The 15,047-nt window shown below is 70.6% G+C and carries 18 protein-coding genes; 9 read left to right on the top strand and 9 right to left on the bottom strand.

Features of this window, described 5'->3' with window-relative positions:
• Window positions 1-86 precede the first annotated feature (86 nt).
• Window positions 87-845: a hypothetical protein gene (locus E6W39_RS13475; protein WP_141633760.1), complete on the bottom strand. Its 759-nt coding sequence runs from the start codon at window positions 843-845 to the stop codon at window positions 87-89.
• A gap of 121 nt (window positions 846-966) precedes the next feature.
• Here E6W39_RS13475 and E6W39_RS13470 point away from each other — a divergent pair, with 121 nt between their 5' ends.
• From E6W39_RS13470 to E6W39_RS13460, 3 genes are all read left to right on the top strand, one after another.
• Entirely contained in the window at window positions 967-1,416 is a 450-nt protein-coding gene (locus E6W39_RS13470) for an Lrp/AsnC family transcriptional regulator (protein ID WP_141633759.1), read from the top strand.
• A 171-nt stretch (window positions 1,417-1,587) separates the two neighbouring features.
• Complete coding sequence (locus E6W39_RS13465; RefSeq protein WP_141633758.1) at window positions 1,588-1,938, top strand: DUF6247 family protein; 351 nt, start codon at window positions 1,588-1,590, stop codon at window positions 1,936-1,938.
• Complete coding sequence (locus E6W39_RS13460; RefSeq protein ID WP_141633757.1) at window positions 1,935-2,186, top strand: hypothetical protein; 252 nt, start codon at window positions 1,935-1,937, stop codon at window positions 2,184-2,186. The genes E6W39_RS13465 and E6W39_RS13460 overlap by 4 nt, the downstream gene beginning before the upstream one ends.
• A gap of 112 nt (window positions 2,187-2,298) precedes the next feature.
• Here the strand turns inward: E6W39_RS13460 and E6W39_RS13455 are convergent, their stop codons facing one another.
• Window positions 2,299-2,484 carry a DUF397 domain-containing protein gene (locus E6W39_RS13455; RefSeq protein ID WP_141633756.1) on the bottom strand — a complete coding sequence of 62 codons (186 nt, stop codon included), beginning with the start codon at window positions 2,482-2,484 and terminating at the stop codon, window positions 2,299-2,301.
• Window positions 2,481-3,380: a helix-turn-helix domain-containing protein gene (locus E6W39_RS13450; protein ID WP_141633755.1), complete on the bottom strand. Its 900-nt coding sequence runs from the start codon at window positions 3,378-3,380 to the stop codon at window positions 2,481-2,483. Before E6W39_RS13450 ends, E6W39_RS13455 begins: the two co-directional genes overlap by 4 nt.
• A gap of 140 nt (window positions 3,381-3,520) precedes the next feature.
• Between E6W39_RS13450 and E6W39_RS13445 the strand changes: the two genes are divergently transcribed.
• The 4 genes from E6W39_RS13445 to E6W39_RS41525 all read left to right on the top strand — a co-directional run bounded on the left by E6W39_RS13445 (window position 3,521) and on the right by E6W39_RS41525 (window position 6,081).
• Entirely contained in the window at window positions 3,521-3,979 is a 459-nt protein-coding gene (locus E6W39_RS13445; protein WP_141633754.1) for an ATP-binding protein, read from the top strand.
• A gap of 92 nt (window positions 3,980-4,071) precedes the next feature.
• Window positions 4,072-4,695, top strand: coding sequence for a VOC family protein (locus E6W39_RS13440; protein WP_141633753.1), 624 nt, complete (start codon window positions 4,072-4,074; stop codon window positions 4,693-4,695).
• 362 nt (window positions 4,696-5,057) lie between these two features.
• Window positions 5,058-5,570, top strand: a complete 513-nt coding sequence (locus E6W39_RS13435; RefSeq protein ID WP_141633752.1) for a SigE family RNA polymerase sigma factor — start codon at window positions 5,058-5,060, stop codon at window positions 5,568-5,570.
• Window positions 5,560-6,081 carry a hypothetical protein gene (locus tag E6W39_RS41525; protein WP_228718136.1) on the top strand — a complete coding sequence of 174 codons (522 nt, stop codon included), beginning with the start codon at window positions 5,560-5,562 and terminating at the stop codon, window positions 6,079-6,081. Before E6W39_RS13435 ends, E6W39_RS41525 begins: the two co-directional genes overlap by 11 nt.
• A gap of 65 nt (window positions 6,082-6,146) precedes the next feature.
• Here E6W39_RS41525 and E6W39_RS13425 read toward each other — a convergent pair whose 3' ends face one another.
• Both E6W39_RS13425 and E6W39_RS13420 read right to left on the bottom strand, forming a co-directional pair.
• Window positions 6,147-7,469: an eCIS core domain-containing protein gene (locus E6W39_RS13425; RefSeq protein WP_141633751.1), complete on the bottom strand. Its 1,323-nt coding sequence runs from the start codon at window positions 7,467-7,469 to the stop codon at window positions 6,147-6,149.
• A gap of 147 nt (window positions 7,470-7,616) precedes the next feature.
• Window positions 7,617-8,189, bottom strand: coding sequence for a PadR family transcriptional regulator (locus E6W39_RS13420; protein ID WP_141633750.1), 573 nt, complete (start codon window positions 8,187-8,189; stop codon window positions 7,617-7,619).
• Window positions 8,190-8,315: 126 nt separating this feature from the next.
• Between E6W39_RS13420 and E6W39_RS13415 the strand changes: the two genes are divergently transcribed.
• Window positions 8,316-8,738: a nuclear transport factor 2 family protein gene (locus E6W39_RS13415; RefSeq protein ID WP_141633749.1), complete on the top strand. Its 423-nt coding sequence runs from the start codon at window positions 8,316-8,318 to the stop codon at window positions 8,736-8,738.
• Window positions 8,739-8,802: 64 nt separating this feature from the next.
• Here E6W39_RS13415 and E6W39_RS13410 read toward each other — a convergent pair whose 3' ends face one another.
• The 4 genes from E6W39_RS13410 to E6W39_RS13395 all read right to left on the bottom strand — a co-directional run bounded on the left by E6W39_RS13410 (window position 8,803) and on the right by E6W39_RS13395 (window position 14,075).
• A complete protein-coding gene (locus E6W39_RS13410; RefSeq protein ID WP_141633748.1) occupies window positions 8,803-9,399 on the bottom strand; it encodes a Uma2 family endonuclease in 597 nt (198 codons plus the stop codon).
• Between the two features lie 193 nt (window positions 9,400-9,592).
• Complete coding sequence (locus E6W39_RS13405; RefSeq protein ID WP_228718135.1) at window positions 9,593-11,206, bottom strand: peptide chain release factor 3; 1,614 nt, start codon at window positions 11,204-11,206, stop codon at window positions 9,593-9,595.
• A gap of 55 nt (window positions 11,207-11,261) precedes the next feature.
• On the bottom strand, window positions 11,262-12,410 hold the full coding sequence (locus tag E6W39_RS13400) for a TerD family protein (RefSeq protein ID WP_141637717.1): 1,149 nt from the start codon (window positions 12,408-12,410) through the stop codon (window positions 11,262-11,264).
• A 357-nt stretch (window positions 12,411-12,767) separates the two neighbouring features.
• Window positions 12,768-14,075, bottom strand: a complete 1,308-nt coding sequence (locus E6W39_RS13395) for a hypothetical protein (RefSeq protein ID WP_141633747.1) — start codon at window positions 14,073-14,075, stop codon at window positions 12,768-12,770.
• Between the two features lie 457 nt (window positions 14,076-14,532).
• Between E6W39_RS13395 and E6W39_RS13390 the strand changes: the two genes are divergently transcribed.
• Window positions 14,533-15,036, top strand: coding sequence for an SsgA family sporulation/cell division regulator (locus E6W39_RS13390; RefSeq protein WP_141633746.1), 504 nt, complete (start codon window positions 14,533-14,535; stop codon window positions 15,034-15,036).
• Window positions 15,037-15,047: the final 11 nt, after the last annotated feature.

Genomic DNA, 15,047 nt, shown 5'->3' with positions numbered 1-15,047 from the left:
AACGATGGGCGGTGCTGCCGTGGCAGGGTCAAGTCCGGTTGGGGGCAAGACTCTCCCGCTACAGGAGGGTGCACCGCCCCCATGCGTCAGGCGTGCTGAGCGGCGCGTAGCAGGTAGTCGCCCGTCGGCAGGGCGGCCAGGGCGAGGAGGAAGGCAGCGAGCGGGCCGAGGGGGACCGGGGCGAAGCAGAGCACGAGGAGGAAGCCGAGGGTGCCCGCGGCGGAGGTCAGCGCGCCGCGCATCATCTCCTGCGCGGCCGGCGCCCCGGCCGTGCGGTGCACCGACGTCCCCATGACGGACAACAGCACCGGCAGCGCGGACAGTACGCCTCCGACGAAGGACCCCAGTGCGGTGGCAGCGGCCAGCGCCGTCACGACCGTTGCGCCGGCCAGCGCCATCCGTACCGGTATCTCCCACCTCCGCGTGCGGCTCGGCGGCGGGCAACTCGGCCCGGTGGCAGGCCAGCTGAGCAAGCCGGCGCCGATGACGGCGACGGTCAGCCCGGCGGTCAGCCAGATGCTCCCGCAACTCGCCCCGACCAGCCCCGCCACGGCCGCCCACGCCAGGGTGAGCACCAGCGTCCACGCCGGGCGGCGCGTCGGGGCGAGGCGCGCGTACGCGAGGCAGAAGCACGCCACGACCAGCGTCCCCGTGACGGTGCCGTGCGCGGCCGCCGCGGTTTTCTCGGGTCCGGAGCTCAGCCATGTCAGGGCGAGGAACGGCCCGGTGCTCGTCGGTGCGCCGAGCAACTGCCCACCCCGGCGCGGCCCCAGACGGCGGGCGATCACGGAGGCGAGCAACACGAGGGACGGGGCGAGGGCGGTGCGGACCAGCAGCAGTTCCATGGCTGCGATTCTTGCGTCGGTTGCGTCGATTTTGTCTCGGATCTCACGGGGATGGGCGCCATGGTGGTGAGGGAAAATCGGTGATTGGTGAGATCTGCCGAGGATTCGTAGCATGGGTGCCGTGGACCGTATCGATCGAGAGCTTCTCGCCTTCCTGCTGCAGGACGGCCGGGCGACCTACCAGGAGCTGGGGCGCCAGGTCCGGCTGTCGGCGAACACGGTGGCCGACCGGGTGCGCCGACTTCAGGCCGCCGGCATCATCAAGGGCTACCGGGCCGAGCTGAACCTGGAGGCGTTCGGCCGGGGCATGCAGATGATCAGCGACATCCGCCTGGGCGACCGGGTGGACCGCCACGCCTTCGAGCGCCAACTCGCCGACGTGCCCCAGGTGATCAGCGCGATGCGCCTGACCGGTGACTACGACTTCCAGCTCCGCGTGGTGTGCGCGGACGCGCGCGAGTTCGAGAGCGTCATCGACCGCCTCAAAGCCGACCTGGGCGTGCGGGAGCTACGCAGCCGCCTCGTGCTGCACGAGGTGTCGCTCGGGCTTGAACGCGTACTGGAGGGGTGACGTCCAGCGTCAGCCGGGGTGACCCGTCAGGGCCGGCTGCCGGGGGTGAGGGCGGGCTGTGCTGGTCCTCGGAGTCGGCGGCAGGCTCAGCTGTGCGCGAAGCTGGCAGGTCCGGACGCTCTGCTGGCCCTGGCTGCCGTACGGTAGCCGAGGTATCCCTTGGAGGAAACGTTGAGCACAGCAGCACACCACGGCGAGGAACTGATCCCGAGGCCGACGAAGACTCCGGCCGCGCTGAAAGCGGCACTGGCCATCGTGGCACCGAACCTCCTGCCGAAGATGCAGGCCGACCTGGAGAAGGCGTTCAACCGGGCCGCCGAGTTGGACAGCCTGACCCCTGTGCACGCCTTCCTGATGCACTGGTCCGCGATGGTCGAGATCGAGCGCTTCCCCGAGACGGCCCGGGAGTACCACCGGAATCTGTACCTCGCGCAACAGGCCGACACCGTGGCGGAAGCACGCGACTACCTGACGGTTTCCAGTGAGATCCTTCGTGCGGCCACATCGGCGGTCCAGGAATGAGCTGGTCCTGGGAGTATCACCCAGATGCCGAGTACGTAGCCGCTGGCGCTCCAGTAGCATTCCTTGCCGAAGTTGCCAGGAGAGCCGATGAGTTGGTGAGAGCGGCTGAGGCCCTTTACCTCGACGGGACGAGCTTCGAGGGAGTCGGTCCCGGCATGGAGGCAGCGGACGTCTCCGGAGGCATGTTCCATTACTTCATCGCTCCGCATCTGGAGACGGTCTTCATCGTTCAGGTCACCGCGCTCTGAGTGGAGAAGCCCGGCGGTGGCGAGTCCGCCTCATCTGAGGGATGAGGGCAGACCAGCCAGGCCGCAACACGCGTGGGGCGCAAGCGGCCTGGCAGTACCCGTTCGGGGTGGGTCAGTGGCGGGTGGCGAGTTGGAGGAAGGCGGACCAGGCGGCGGGGGTGAGGGTGAGGGCCGGGCCGTGCTGGTCCTTGGAGTCGCGGACGTGGATGGTGGCGGCGGTCTTGGCGACCTCCACGCACTCGCCACCCTCGTTGCTGCTGTGGCTACTCTTGAACCAGGCGAGTTCCGTGGTGTTCATCGTTCTCCCAGCATCTTCTGGATCAGGGCCGTGGACTCGGGCGGGGTGAGCGCCTGAGCCCGGAGGAGGCCGTACTGTGAGGCCAGAATACGGACCTCCTCCGCCACCGTGCAGAGACGACTGATGTTCTGTGCCTCCACGTAGCCGACCTGCCCCCGGCCCTTTGGGGTGATGAGGGTGAACGGCCCACCCATGCCCGCGTGTTCGGCGCGGTCCATCGGCATGACCTGGAGCGATACGTTGCGCTGACGGCCGATGCGGATCAGCTGCTCAAGTTGTCCGTGGTGTACGTCCCAGCCGCCGATCGGCCGCCGCAGGACGGCCTCCTCGATGATCCAGCTGAACTCGGGGAACGGCCACTTGGCCAGAATCGTCTGGCGGGCCAGTCGGGCCATCACCCGTTCCTCGATGGTTTGTTCGGCGAGTAGCGGCCGTCGCATGTAGTACAGCGCCCGCGCGTGCTGCTCGGTCTGGAGCAGGCCGGGGATGAAGTGCGTGCTGTATCCGTGCAGCTCCACCGCCTCCGCCTCCAGCCGCACGAAGTCCCGGAACCATGCCGGATGCCGGACTCTGGCCCGCGACTTGGCCGCCTCCAAGTCCGGCTTCAGCGCCAGCAACAGCCCGCCGGCGTCCAGCACCCTGTCCACGATCTCCAGCATGTCCGGGTGCAGGGTGCGTCGGCCGCGCTCCAGAGAGGAGACCTGGTCCTCGCCGTAGCCGATCAGCTGGCCGAACTCCTTCTGCGTCAACCCCTTGCGCTCGCGCAGGAGTTTGATCATCTTGCCGATGGCACGGAAGAAGTCGGCCGCGCCCTCGGAGTCTTCCGGCGCCTCCGGCCGCTTCTCCTCGCCCGGCTCGGCGGGCTGCAGTCCGTTGCGCTGCCCAGTAATCGTCATCGTGACCACCGTCCCTGACGCACGATCAATTCGGTTACGACCGCCCACCCGGACAGGCCTGCGCTGCGCGTTCGTACGCTTACGGTGAGTACCGCCGGTCGCTCTGGTCAGCGTACGCGCAAGTCGCCACGCTAAAAGACATGACGACCGATTTCACTCTTGCGGACCAGCCCGACCCCATGTCGCAGGTCAAGTGGCAGCTCCCAGCCACCCCGCTCGGCGCTCGCCGAGCCCGGTTGAACGCCGTCCAACAGGTGTGCGCCTGGGGCTGGAAGCCCGAATCGCACCTCGTCGAGTGCGTCACGCTGATCGTGGCCGAGCTTGCCTCGAACGCCATTACGCACGGCCGCCGTCGCGGCCTCGGCTTCCAACTCCGGCTCTCGCTCGACTCGTTCGCCGGACTGCCGAAGCTGCTGCGGATCGAGGTGACCGACCCCCGGGGCGAGCGCCTGCCCTGCCAGAAGTCGGGCGATGCGTCGGCCGACGGTGAGTCGGGGCGTGGCCTGCTGATCGTGGACACGCTCGCGGACCGCTGGGGGACGGTGCCGTATCCGCCTTACGGCAAGACGCTCTGGTGCGAGCTGGACCTCGGGGGTTGAGGGGCCTCTCTGCCATGACCAGCGGCACGGCCGGCCAGACCGATCAGGAATGGAGAAGCACCGGCTGCCGTGCCCCAACTAGCTTTATGGCCATGGCAATCATCGAAACCATCACCCTCGACGTGGCCGACACCAAGGCCGCCGGTAACTTCTACGCCACCGCCTTCGGCCTGGACAGTCAGGTGCGCCTGCGGGCCTCGGAGGCACCGACGACCGGCTTCCGTGGTTTCGCGCTCGCGCTCACGGTGTCCCAGCCGGCCACCGTCAACGGCTTCATCGACGCCGCCGTGGCCGCCGGTGCCACCACGCTCAAGCCCGCCGCGAAGTCGCTCTGGGGCTACGGCGGTGTCGTGCAGACCCCGGACGGGTCGATCTGGAAGATCGCCACCTCGGCGAAGAAGGACACCGGCCCGGCCACCCGGCAGATCGACGACATGGTGCTCCTGGTGGGCGTCGAGGACGTGGCCGCGACCAAGCGGTTCTACGTCGAGCGGGGCTTCACCGTGGCGAAGAGCTTCGGCAGCCGGTACGTCGAATTCGCGACCGGGCCGGTCAAGTTCGCACTGTACCGGCGCCGCGCTCTGGCCAAGGAGGTCGGCGTCGCTCCCGAGGGCTCCGGGTCGCACCGGCTGGCGATCGGCACCGCCGCCGAGCCCTTCACCGACCCGGACGGCTTCGCGTGGGATGTCACCGAATCGTTGGCGCCTGCGGTCTGATTCGCTGGGACGATGGGCAATCGCTCAGCCGGGCAAAGCGCGAGGGTGTTCAGGATCTGCCGGAGCAGATCCTGAACACCCTCGCATCACTTACCCGTTCGGGCGCCGAGCCCCCTAAGGTCGGAGCAGGTCATCAGTGCTCGCGTGGGCGCTGCCACGGTGAGGGCCGGTGGCCGCACGGCCTGGGCGGGCACTTCTTCGTGTCCTTGACCGAGCAGAGCGGGTGACTGCCTGTCACGATCCACTCCGATAGCCGCCTCGTGGGCACCCCTCCAGCGGGCGGAAACACGACAGGGGCCAACGAATTGCCGCGGTCGTTCGTGGGAGTCGGTGGAACGTGCAGAAGGAAGAAGAGGTGAGGGGTGCACTGGCATGACGTCGCAGGCGAACTCTTGCAGGCCAGGGGATCCGCGTTGAAGAGGTACGGATACCTGCTGTGCGGCGACCGCACGGAAGCCGACGACCTGGTGCAGGAGGCGCTGGTCCGGGTGCTCGCCCAGCCCCGGCGTAGCTGGGACGTCGCGTCCGCGGAGCCCTACGTACGTCGGGTCATGCTGAACCGCTACCTCGACCAGCACCGTCGCCGGGCCCGCTGGACGAGCCTGCTCCCGCGCCTGGCGACGCCCACCTCGACCGGCGACTTCACCGCCGGCAGCGGTGACCGGCTGGACGTCGTCAGCGCGCTCGATGCGCTCTCCCCACGCCAACGGGCGTGCGTGGTCCTGCGCTTCTACGAGGACCTGCCGGTGGCCGAGGTGGCCGACCGGCTGGGTTGCAGCGCGGGGACGGTCAAGCGGCACCTCAGTGAGGCCGTCGCAAGGCTCGGCAAGGTCTTGGTGCTCACCAATCTCGATGGGGATGGACATGGTGAATGAGCTGAACACGGTCAAGCAGCTGCTGCTCGACACAGCAGAGCAAGCCGGGCCGCTCGATGTGAGCCTGGCGGACGTCACCACGCGCGTCAGGAGGCGTCGGCGGGTGCGCACCAGCGCACTTGGGCTCGCGGTCGGCTGCCTCGCGGCCGGCGCGGTGATCACGGTCCAGGTCGCCGAGGGATCGCCATCTCGTCCGATGGTCACCTCGGTGTCGGCGCAGCCGGCCGCCGCCCCGCCCACAGGATCGGCTTGCGTTGCCACGTCCGCTGCCACGCCCGGTGCCGCGCCTGGTGCCACGCCGCCGATCGAACTCGCCCCGGATACGCGATCCTGTCAGTACGTGGGGTTGACGCTGGAGGCCGCCCGTGCGCAGGCGGCCAAGGAGCATCGGGAACTGCAGGTCATCAGCCAGGACGGGGTGAGCTCCGGGCCGTTCACTTTTGAGTTCCGGAGCTTCAGAGTGCGCGTCACGGTCGTCGATGACCGCGTGACGTCTGCGTTCATCGGCTGACGGTGGCGGCGGGAGCGGGTTCTGCGCGGGGGCGGGGGCGGGGGCGGGGGCGGCGGGGGTTGGGGCTACACCCCCGCAGGCCTGACGACCACGGTGATGGGGCCGACCTCCCCGAAGTAGGCGCCCTCGCCCCCGTAGGCGTTGTGGAAGGACTTCGAGAGGTCCGCCACGGTGTACATCGCGGCGTTGGCGGCACCCTGCGCCGGCGGGTTGCCGTTGTCGGACCAGACCTCCAGGGTGACGCAGTCCTGGCCGTCGCGTGCGACCACGGCGGCGGCGTGGAACTGGCTCATCTCCGTGCCGTTCGGCTTGGTCGCGACGATCACGAAGGCCTCGCCGGGCTGCGGGTTGGCCGCCTCGTTGCGGGCTCCGGCGAAGGCGCGCGCCTGCCGTCGGTTGGACGAGTCCGACTTGCCGAACGCCTCGGTGGTGACATTGCCCTTCTTGGTGATGTCGATGTTGCTGTACTCGCCCTCGCCCCAGCCCAGTTGTCCCACCCGGTTGTTGATGATCTCCTCGGCGGCGTGCAGGCAGTCGAGCAGGATCGGGCCGCCGAGCCAGTACCGGTTGTACGTCTGCTCGTTGATCTGCATCTGCTGGTTCCTTGATTGCAGTGCGGTGGCGAGCTGGCCGGCCGGTACGTCGTCGCGGACCCAGACGCTCTGCGCGTCGGGCTGGATGACGAAGCTCCCGTTCTGGGAGATCTGGATCCTGCCGAGCGTCGGATCCTGAGCGGTGGTGTAGCGCTGGACGACCTCGCCGCCGGTCGTCGTCGTTCCGGTGGCTCGGCGGGCCTCGTCCTCGTGTGTCTCGTCGGAGGCCGTGAGTTGGCGTTGCATCACCCGCGTCGCGTTTGCCTCGGCCGCTCGTTCGAACCGGTCGGCGGGGTCGGAGATCCGCAGCCCGTCACCGCTGTCGGTACCGGCGACCGGTCCTTGCCGCTGCTGGATGACGTGGGTGAGTTCATGGGCGAGGGTGTGCTTGTCGGCGCCGCCGTCCCCGATGACGATGTGGTTGCCGCTGGTGTAGGCCCGTGCGCCCACCTCGGCAGCGGAAGCGCGGGCCGAACTCCCGGTGTGGATACGGACATCGGAGAAGTCCGCGCCGAGCCGCGCCTCCATCTCGGCGCGCAGCGGCTCCTCCAGGGGCTGCCCGGACGAGCGCAGGACACCGTGCACCGCGGACCGCTGCACAGCCGGTGCGTCACCGCGGCGCCGCTCCTCGATCATTCGCGCCACCGTCGCGTTCCCAACGCTGCGCTGCAGGGCCGCGACCGCCTGCGGGGACAACTCCCCATCGGCAGACCGCACTTCTGCGGCCTCCTGGATCGGCGCATGCGGCTGGCGTCGTTGGCTGGGGCTCTTCTCCGGCTGTTCCTTGGCATGCATGTCCGCCTCTTCCTCCAGGCTGCTTGCTCGTTCTACGCGAGCGGGAGCCTGCCCAGAAGGTACGGAGGGGCAGGGACGGGGGCACGATCGTCTGCCCGATGGCACGGCCGTTGGTACAAGGGGCAGTTGGCGGTCTGGCGGGGGTGGTCACTGCTGGGTGCGGGCGGCCGCCTGCCGGCTGCGCAGGATGGTGATCGTGTTGCGGCACCAGTCGCGGTTGCCCTGCTCGAAGGCGAGGCCGCGCAGGCAGGTGAGGTACGGGCCGATGTGCTCGCCGTGGCACAGAAAGTCCGCTTCCGTACGCTCCCCGCGCATGGTCCGCAGCAACTCCTCGAACAGCTCCACCTTGGCCTGGGCGGCGGTGGCGCGTTCGTCCAGCTGGGCGATCAGTGTCCCGGCGTCGACGCGGTCGGCCGCCTGGACCTTGACCAGCAGGTCGTCGCGGATGACGGAGGGCTTGGCGGAGGCGGCGGTGAACCGCTCGAGCTCGCCCAGGCCGGTCTCCGTCACCCGGAACACCCGCTTGTTGGGCCGGTTCTCCTGGACGACCTCGCGTCCGCTGACGAGTCCGTCCTTCTCCAGCCGGGTCAACTCGGCGTAGAGCTGCTGCGGTTGGGCGTACCAGAAGTTCGCCACGCCGATGTCGAACGCCTTGGCCAGCTGGTAGCCGCTGATCTCTCCGTCGAGCAGCGCGGCGAGTACGGCATGCCGTAGCGCCATGGGGGTGGCCTCCTTCGCCGGTGCCTCTGGTGCGGGTTGTGGTGGCCATGGTACTCATAAAAGTGATTAGTCATTTTGATGAGTAGCTCTATTGGGCAGCTCTGTTGAGCAGGGAGGGCATGGAGCATGAACGCCACCGCAGACCGCTTCCGCGCAGCCGTCGACAATCGGGACCTCGCCGCACTGGACGACCTGTTCACCGACGACATCCGCTTCTACAGCCCCGTGAAGTTCACCCCGTTCGAGGGGAAGCCGATGGTCCTGGGGCTCTTCGGAGTCCTGCTGCGCACATTCGAGGACTTCCGGTACGTGGGCCACTACGACGGGAGCGCAGAGACCAGCGGGGACGGGACTCAGGCCCCGTCGGCGGTGCTGCTCTTCCGAGCGGTGGTCGGCGGCAAGGAGATCCACGGGGTCGACCTGCTGCACTTCGGCGAGGACGGCCGGATCAAGGAGTTCACCGTGATGGTCCGCCCGCAGTCGGCCGTCCATGCGCTGGGGGAGGCGGTGCTCGCGGGGCTGGTGGCGGACGGGGTGGTGGCGGGGTGATGGGGGCGATCGGGTGACAGGACAGGCGCGCTGAGCAGACTGAAGTAGCTCGGAAACGAGAAGATCAGAGGAAGTCGTCGGTGCGCAGCTCGAAGGCGAAGGGCTCGGGGAGGGGGAGCGGCTTGCCGAAGGCGACGCTCTGGGACTCGGTGTAGTCGTCGCCCTCAGGGGTGGAGAAGAGCGTGATCCGGGACTCCTCGCGGTCGATCAGAAGATAGAGCGGGATCCCGGCGAGCGCGTAGCAGTGGCGCTTGGCGATCCGGTCCTGGATGGGCTTGCCGGAGGTGACTTCGACGACCATGGTCACGCCGTCCGGGTCCATCCAGGGCGGGGCACCGCGGAAGAGGCGCCGATCGAGGGGAGCGAAGGTGGCGTCGGGGATTACGTGGCTCTTGGGGCAGCGACCGCCTCTGGGAAGCCTCAGGCCCTTGCCACCGGATACCTGCATCCGAGTTGCCGAGCCCAGCACGACCTGATCGATCAGAAGCCCGATGACGTCCTCGTGGTCTCCGTCCGGCGGTGGCGACACGATGATCTCTCCCTCGATGAGCTCGGCCCGGAAGCCCTCGGGGGTGGCCAGGCTGAGGAACGCCTCGAGCAGGATCTCTTCCTGCGAAGGCGGCGTTGCCTGGCCTGGGTAGTCGTGCGTCATGGCACTCATGATGCCCCTTCCCTGGGTAAGGCACAGGCTAGCCGGGCCGGACGGCCGCAGAATGAGCCAGCGGCGTTGTTTCACCTCATCGTGGGTGCGTCCACGAAGGGAGTTGACGCTGCCAGGCAGGCGGAACGGCCGACAACGGCGCGAAGCCCGGCGCGCGTCGGGCGCCGGGCTTCAGGTCACTGCGGGGCTGGGGTCAGTCCGCCGTGGCGATCAGGGGGTCGAGGCGGATGTCCGGCTTGGCGCGCTGGAAGGCGTTGAGGTGCCACTTGTCGGCGAAGAGGGCGAGGAGGGCCTCGTCGGAGCGGCGGGTGAGGACCTCGGCGTCGGTGAGGCGGGCCTTGGCGAGCTCGGCCTGGCCTTCGGCGTCGGTGACGCGGGCCAGGCGGTAGGAGAGGCGGTCCAGGGTGATGGGGGACGAGAACTCGTGCTCCATGCGGTGCAGGACGACGTCGAACTGCATCGGGCCGACGGCCGCCATCACCGGGGCCTGGTCGCCTCGGCGGTCGGAGACCAGCACCTGGACCACGCCCTCCTCGTCCAGCTGGGAGACGCCGCGGCGGAACTGCTTGGAGCGGGAGATGTCCTTGGGGCGGGCCACCGCGAAGTACTCGGGGGCGAAGGCCGGCAGCGGCGGGAAGGTCGCCTTGCGGCCGGTGTAGAGGGTGTCGCCCACGCGCAGGGCGCTGGCGTTGATCAGACCGACCACGTCGCCGGGGTAGGCGGTGTCGACCACGGTGCGCTCGGCGCCGAAGACGGTGGAGGCGTACTTGGTGGCGAAGGAGCGGCCGCTGGCGGCCCGGGTGACGTTCATGCCGCGCTCGAAGACGCCGGAGCAGACCCGGACGAAGGCGATCCGGTCGCGGTGCGCCGGGTCCATGTTCGCCTGGATCTTGAAGACCACGCCGGAGAAGTCCTCGGTCACCTCGCGGGCGCCGCCGTCCGCCAGCGGGCGGGCGCTGGGTGCGGGGGCCAGCTCCACCACCGCGTCGAGCAGCAGCTTGACGCCGATGTTGGTGAGGGCGGCGCCGAAGAAGACCGGCGTGATCTTGCCCTCCTGGAAGGCCTCCTGGTCGTAGCCGGGCCCGGAGCTGAGTGCCAGCTCCAGCTCCTCCAGGGCGGTCTCCCAGAGCTCGCCCTCCTGTTCGACGGCCTCGGCGGCGGAGAGGGTCTCCTCCAGCGCGACGTGGGTGCCGCTCGGCACCTTGGTGTAGCGCAGCATCAGGTCGGTGTCCGAGGCCTGCACGATGCCGCGGAAGTTGCCCGCCGGGCCGACCGGCCAGACCTGCGGGACCGGGGTGATGCCGAGGATGTTCTCGATGTCGTCCAGCAGGGCCAGCGACTCGCGGCCGCGGCGGTCCCACTTGTTGATGAAGGTGATCACCGGGACGCCGCGGTGCCGGCAGACCGCGAACAGCTTGCGGGTCTGCTCCTCCAGGCCCTTGGCCGCGTCGACCAGCATGATCGCGCAGTCGACGGCGGAGAGCACCCGGTAGGTGTCCTCGGAGAAGTCGGCGTGACCGGGGGTGTCGACCAGGTTCATCACCTGCTCGCGGTAGCCGAACTGCAGCGCGGCGGAGGTGACGGAGATGCCGCGCTCGCGCTCCAGCTCCATCCAGTCGCTGGTGACGCCGCGCCGGTCGCCCTTGCCGTGGACGGCGCCGGCCGAGTTGATCGCCCGGGCGTGCAGCGCCAGGGCCTCGGTCAGCGTGGACTTACCGGCGTCGGGGTGGGAGATCACGGCGAAGGTCCGCCGGCGGCCGGCCTCATCGATGACCTGCGCGGTGGTGATGGACTGCGGCTGGCTCACTTCTCACTGACCTCGGGTCGCCGGACGGGCACAAGCAACCAATGCTACCGGGTGGCTAGAGAAGCGCGGCCGCCGGTTTCACCATGCCCCGGGCGGTCTGGGCGTCGACGTAGTGGCCCAGGGCCGTCATGACCCACTCGCCGGAGTACTGGCGGATCAGCTTGCACATCACCACGCCGGTGGCGGGCTCGGCGGTGGTCAGGTCGTAGCGGACCAGTTCCTCGCCGGTGACGGCGTCCAGCAGGCGGCAGTAGGCGTTCTGGACGTCGGTGAAGCGCTGGCCGGAGAACGAGTTGACCACGAAGACCAGCCCGCACACCTCGGGCGGCAGGCCGTCCAGGTGCACGTCGATGGCCTCGTCGTCGCCACCGCCGCGACCGGTCAGGTTGTCGCCGGTGTGCTGGATCGCGCCGTTGAAGACGTTCAGCTTCATGAACCAGGCGGTCTCCAGGCGCTCCCGCTGGGCGTCGAAGGCGATGCAGGAGGCGTCCAGGTCGATGTTGCGGCCCCGGCGGGCGGGCTGCCAGCCCAGCGCCATCCGGACCGAGCTGAGCGCCGGGCCGCCGTTCTTGACCAGTGACACGGAGTCGCCCTTGACCAGGCTGACCCGGCCCTTGTCCAGGGTCACCCGGGGCGGCGCGGCGGGCTGCGGGGGCGCGTCGGGCGCCGCCGGCGGGGCGTAGGCGGGCATCGGCGGCGTGGCACTGGCCGGTTCGTCGACGGTGACGCCGAAGTCGGAGGCGATGCCGGCCAGGCCGTCGGTGTAGCCCTGGCCGACGGCGCGGATCTTCCACTCCGTGCCGCGCCGGTAGAGCTCCACGACCACCAGGGCCTTCTCCTGGGTCAGCCGGGGCGGGGTGAAGCTGGTCAGCACCTGGCCGGTGTCGGCGTCCCGCACGGTGGCGGTCGGCTCGGCGCCGCCGAAGACGGCCGCCGGGTCGTCCAGGCTGGCGGCCACCACGACCTTGGCGATGTCGGCGGGGATCGCCCAGGTGTCCACCGTGATGGCGCCCGGGATCGCGCCGGTGGCCGGGCGGTGGCTGACGCCCGAGCGGTGCGGGGCGTTGTAGTAGATCAGGTCGGCGTCGGAGCGGACCTTGCCGGCGGCGGTGACCAGCAGTCCCGAGACGTCGAGCCGTTGAGGGGCCGTCACCTCCACGGTCACCCGGACGGCGGCCAGCGGGGCGTTGGCCCCAGGGGTCAGCGTCTCGGTCACGTGATCCTCCTCGGCTCTGCGGCGTCCGGTCCGGCGGCTTGTGGCCTGTGGCCTGTGACCTGTGGCCGGTGGCACGACGGTGTACGGCTGGTGGCACAGCGTCATCTGGCATGGACTCAGAGTCCAAGGGGCGCACGGAAGATGTGCGCGAGCCCCTCGGCGCGCCGGTCCGCGCTCAGCCTAACCAAGAGGGTCGGCGAAAGGGATCACGGTTTTGCCGCGGCGATGATCACGGTTGGGCGGCGGTGACGGTCGCGGTGGTGCGGCGACGGCGGTCAGGGTTGTGCGGCGGTGACGGTCGCGGTGGTGCGGCGGTGACCGTCGAAGGCTGTGCGCCGGTGGCGGTCACGGTTTTGCTGCGGCGAACCCTCCGTGCGCGGCCACCGCCTGCGGGAACCGCAGGGCGAAGCCGGAGGCGGTCCAGCGGCCGGTCGTGTCGCCGGCGCCCGGGGTGGCCGAGCGGGCGCCCTGCACGGTGAAGGTGTAGGTGCCGGGCAGCACGTCCTCACCCGGCGGCGGGGCGAACCGGTAGACCACCGTGTCGCCCTGCTGGAGCAGCGTCACCCGGGCGCCCGGCAGGGTGCTCCAGGTCATCGCGCCCGCCGTGGCGTCGGTGCGGGGCAGGCGCAGCTCGGTCTCCATGGCGGCCAGCGGCTCGGTGACGGTCAGGGTGACGGTGTGCCGCTGGCCGAGGCCCGCGGAGGCCACCGTGCCGCCCCAGCCGGCGAGGCTCGGCGCCGGCACCGGGTAGGCGGGGGTGCCGTAGCGGGAGGCGCCGGGGGCGGGCTGGGGTGCTGGGACGGCAGGGGTCGCGGGCGCCGAGGTGGCGGGTGTGGTGGGCCCGGTGGGTGCGGTCGGCGATCCGGGCAGGCCGGCGCCGGGGTGGAACTCGTCCGCGTGCCCGGGGCCGCCCACGAGGCCGGGCGTCATGCCAGGCGTGATGCCGGGAGTCATACCGGGCGTCCCCGGCGTCAGGCCGGCCGGGTTCGTGGGCCGCGGCTGCCCGGTGCTCTGCGTCGGACTCGCCGCCGCCGACGCCGCGGGATCGGCCGCCGTCGAGGCACCGGGCGCCGGAGTCGACAGGCTGCCGACGGGCCCGGTCGCGATGCCGCTGCCCGGCGGGCTCGCCGGTGCGGACACCGGTGCCCGGTCGGCCAGTTGACCACCCGGGCCGGGCGTCGTCGAGGTCGACGCGCCACCGCCCGCCGAGGCCGAGGCGGGCCCGGCAGCAGCGCCGGCGGCGGGCTGGGTGGGCCCGGGCTTCACGGCCCGGTCGTTCCGGGCGGTGACGGTGGCGCCGGAGCTCAGCGGGGTGGTGCTGCTTGCGGAGCCCGCGGCCGGGGCGGTGCCGCCGGCCAGCTGGGTCGGTGGGGTCGAGGCGCCGGGGATGCCGCCGTCGGTGGGCGTGGCGCCCACGGTGGACATTTGGGGGCCGTAGCCGACCCGCTGCTGGGCGGTGATCAGCCAGGTGGTGGCGATGCTGATGCCGACCACGGTGGACATCGCCATCGCGGCACCGGAGACCTTGATCGCGGGCAGCCGCAGTTGGCCGCCGAGCGGCTTGGGCCGGCTGTGCCGGCCGTGCGTCAGCGTCTGCGTCAGCCCCTCGCCGGTCGACAGCTCCGCCGCGGGGGCGCTCTCCCGGTGCGTCACCGGATCCCTCTCCTCCCCAGCCGGCCTTCCCGGTCGGCTGCCGCTGCCCCACTCGGCCCGGGCAGGCACTCGCTCGTCGGCGGACCGCAACCCCACCGGCCCACGCCATCTCGACAGGCTGACGAGAGTACCAGCGCGGCGCCGCTGCGTAACCGGCGGTGGGTTACGCGCGGGGTGTCGACGCGGGTTCAGAAGTCGGCGGGTTCGGCCGAATGGGCTAGGGAGGTCCACAAACTGACGAACCGTCTGTTGGATCGATCCGAACGGCGGCGCTCACGAGCCGTGCGGGGACGGGCGCCCGCGGGCCGTGTGGGGACGGGCGCCCGCGGGCCGTGTGGGGACGGGCGCCCGCGGGCCGTGCGGGATGAGGTCGCCGCTGCAACCCCTTGCAACCTTTGCCGGCCGCCGTGCGGCCGGGCCAGGCTGAGCCGTTCCCTCTCGCTCCGGAGAAGCAGCCATGCCGCGCGATCCACTGTCCGCCAGCAGCCAATCCCCGCACCCGGCCGGGCAGGGGGCCCGACCGCAGTCACCGCCTCGCCCGGCGCTGCCGGTGGAGGAGGTGCTGACCCTGCGCATCGCGCTGGGTCGCGACCGGGTGGGCACCGTGCCGACCCGGTTCCGCTACGAACCCGAGCGCCCCTACGAGGTCCTGGTCACCTTCCACCTCGGGCGACCGGACGAGGTGGACTGGGTGTTCTCCCGTGAACTGCTCCGCGACGGCCTGCGCGGGCTCACCGGCCAGGGCGATGTGCGGCTCTGGCCCGCACACTGCCCGTGCCACGGCGCCACCCTCCACCTGGCCCTCGAATCGCCGTACGGCAGCGCCCTGTTGGAGGCATCCGCACCCCGGGTGCGGGACTGGCTGGAGCGCACCTACGCCGAGGTTCCGGAGGGCGCCGAGCCGGACGCCAGTCCGACCGACGCGCAGCTGAGCGCACTGCTCATCGGCGACCTGGACTGACGTCCACCGAC

The sequence above is a fragment of the Kitasatospora acidiphila genome, from assembly GCF_006636205.1.
GTDB classification, from domain to species: domain Bacteria; phylum Actinomycetota; class Actinomycetes; order Streptomycetales; family Streptomycetaceae; genus Kitasatospora; species Kitasatospora acidiphila.
Note: the sequence above shows the minus strand (reverse complement) of the source record. Positions and strands in the feature narration are given on the sequence as shown.

Bases quoted from the DNA above. Each gene is read 5' to 3' on its own strand.
- E6W39_RS13440 (WP_141633753.1), top strand. From the start codon at position 4,072: ATGGCAATCATCGAAACCATCACCCTCGACGTGGCCGACACCAAGGCC.
- E6W39_RS13455 (WP_141633756.1), bottom strand. From the start codon at position 2,484: ATGAACACCACGGAACTCGCCTGGTTCAAGAGTAGCCACAGCAGCAAC.
- E6W39_RS13425 (WP_141633751.1), bottom strand. From the start codon at position 7,469: ATGCATGCCAAGGAACAGCCGGAGAAGAGCCCCAGCCAACGACGCCAG.
- E6W39_RS13450 (WP_141633755.1), bottom strand. From the start codon at position 3,380: ATGACGATTACTGGGCAGCGCAACGGACTGCAGCCCGCCGAGCCGGGC.
- E6W39_RS13410 (WP_141633748.1), bottom strand. From the start codon at position 9,399: ATGAGTGCCATGACGCACGACTACCCAGGCCAGGCAACGCCGCCTTCG.
- E6W39_RS13475 (WP_141633760.1), bottom strand. From the start codon at position 845: ATGGAACTGCTGCTGGTCCGCACCGCCCTCGCCCCGTCCCTCGTGTTG.
- E6W39_RS13415 (WP_141633749.1), top strand. From the start codon at position 8,316: ATGAACGCCACCGCAGACCGCTTCCGCGCAGCCGTCGACAATCGGGAC.
- E6W39_RS41525 (WP_228718136.1), top strand. From the start codon at position 5,560: ATGGTGAATGAGCTGAACACGGTCAAGCAGCTGCTGCTCGACACAGCA.
- E6W39_RS13445 (WP_141633754.1), top strand. From the start codon at position 3,521: ATGACGACCGATTTCACTCTTGCGGACCAGCCCGACCCCATGTCGCAG.
- E6W39_RS13420 (WP_141633750.1), bottom strand. From the start codon at position 8,189: ATGGCGCTACGGCATGCCGTACTCGCCGCGCTGCTCGACGGAGAGATC.
- E6W39_RS13460 (WP_141633757.1), top strand. From the start codon at position 1,935: ATGAGCTGGTCCTGGGAGTATCACCCAGATGCCGAGTACGTAGCCGCT.
- E6W39_RS13390 (WP_141633746.1), top strand. From the start codon at position 14,533: ATGCCGCGCGATCCACTGTCCGCCAGCAGCCAATCCCCGCACCCGGCC.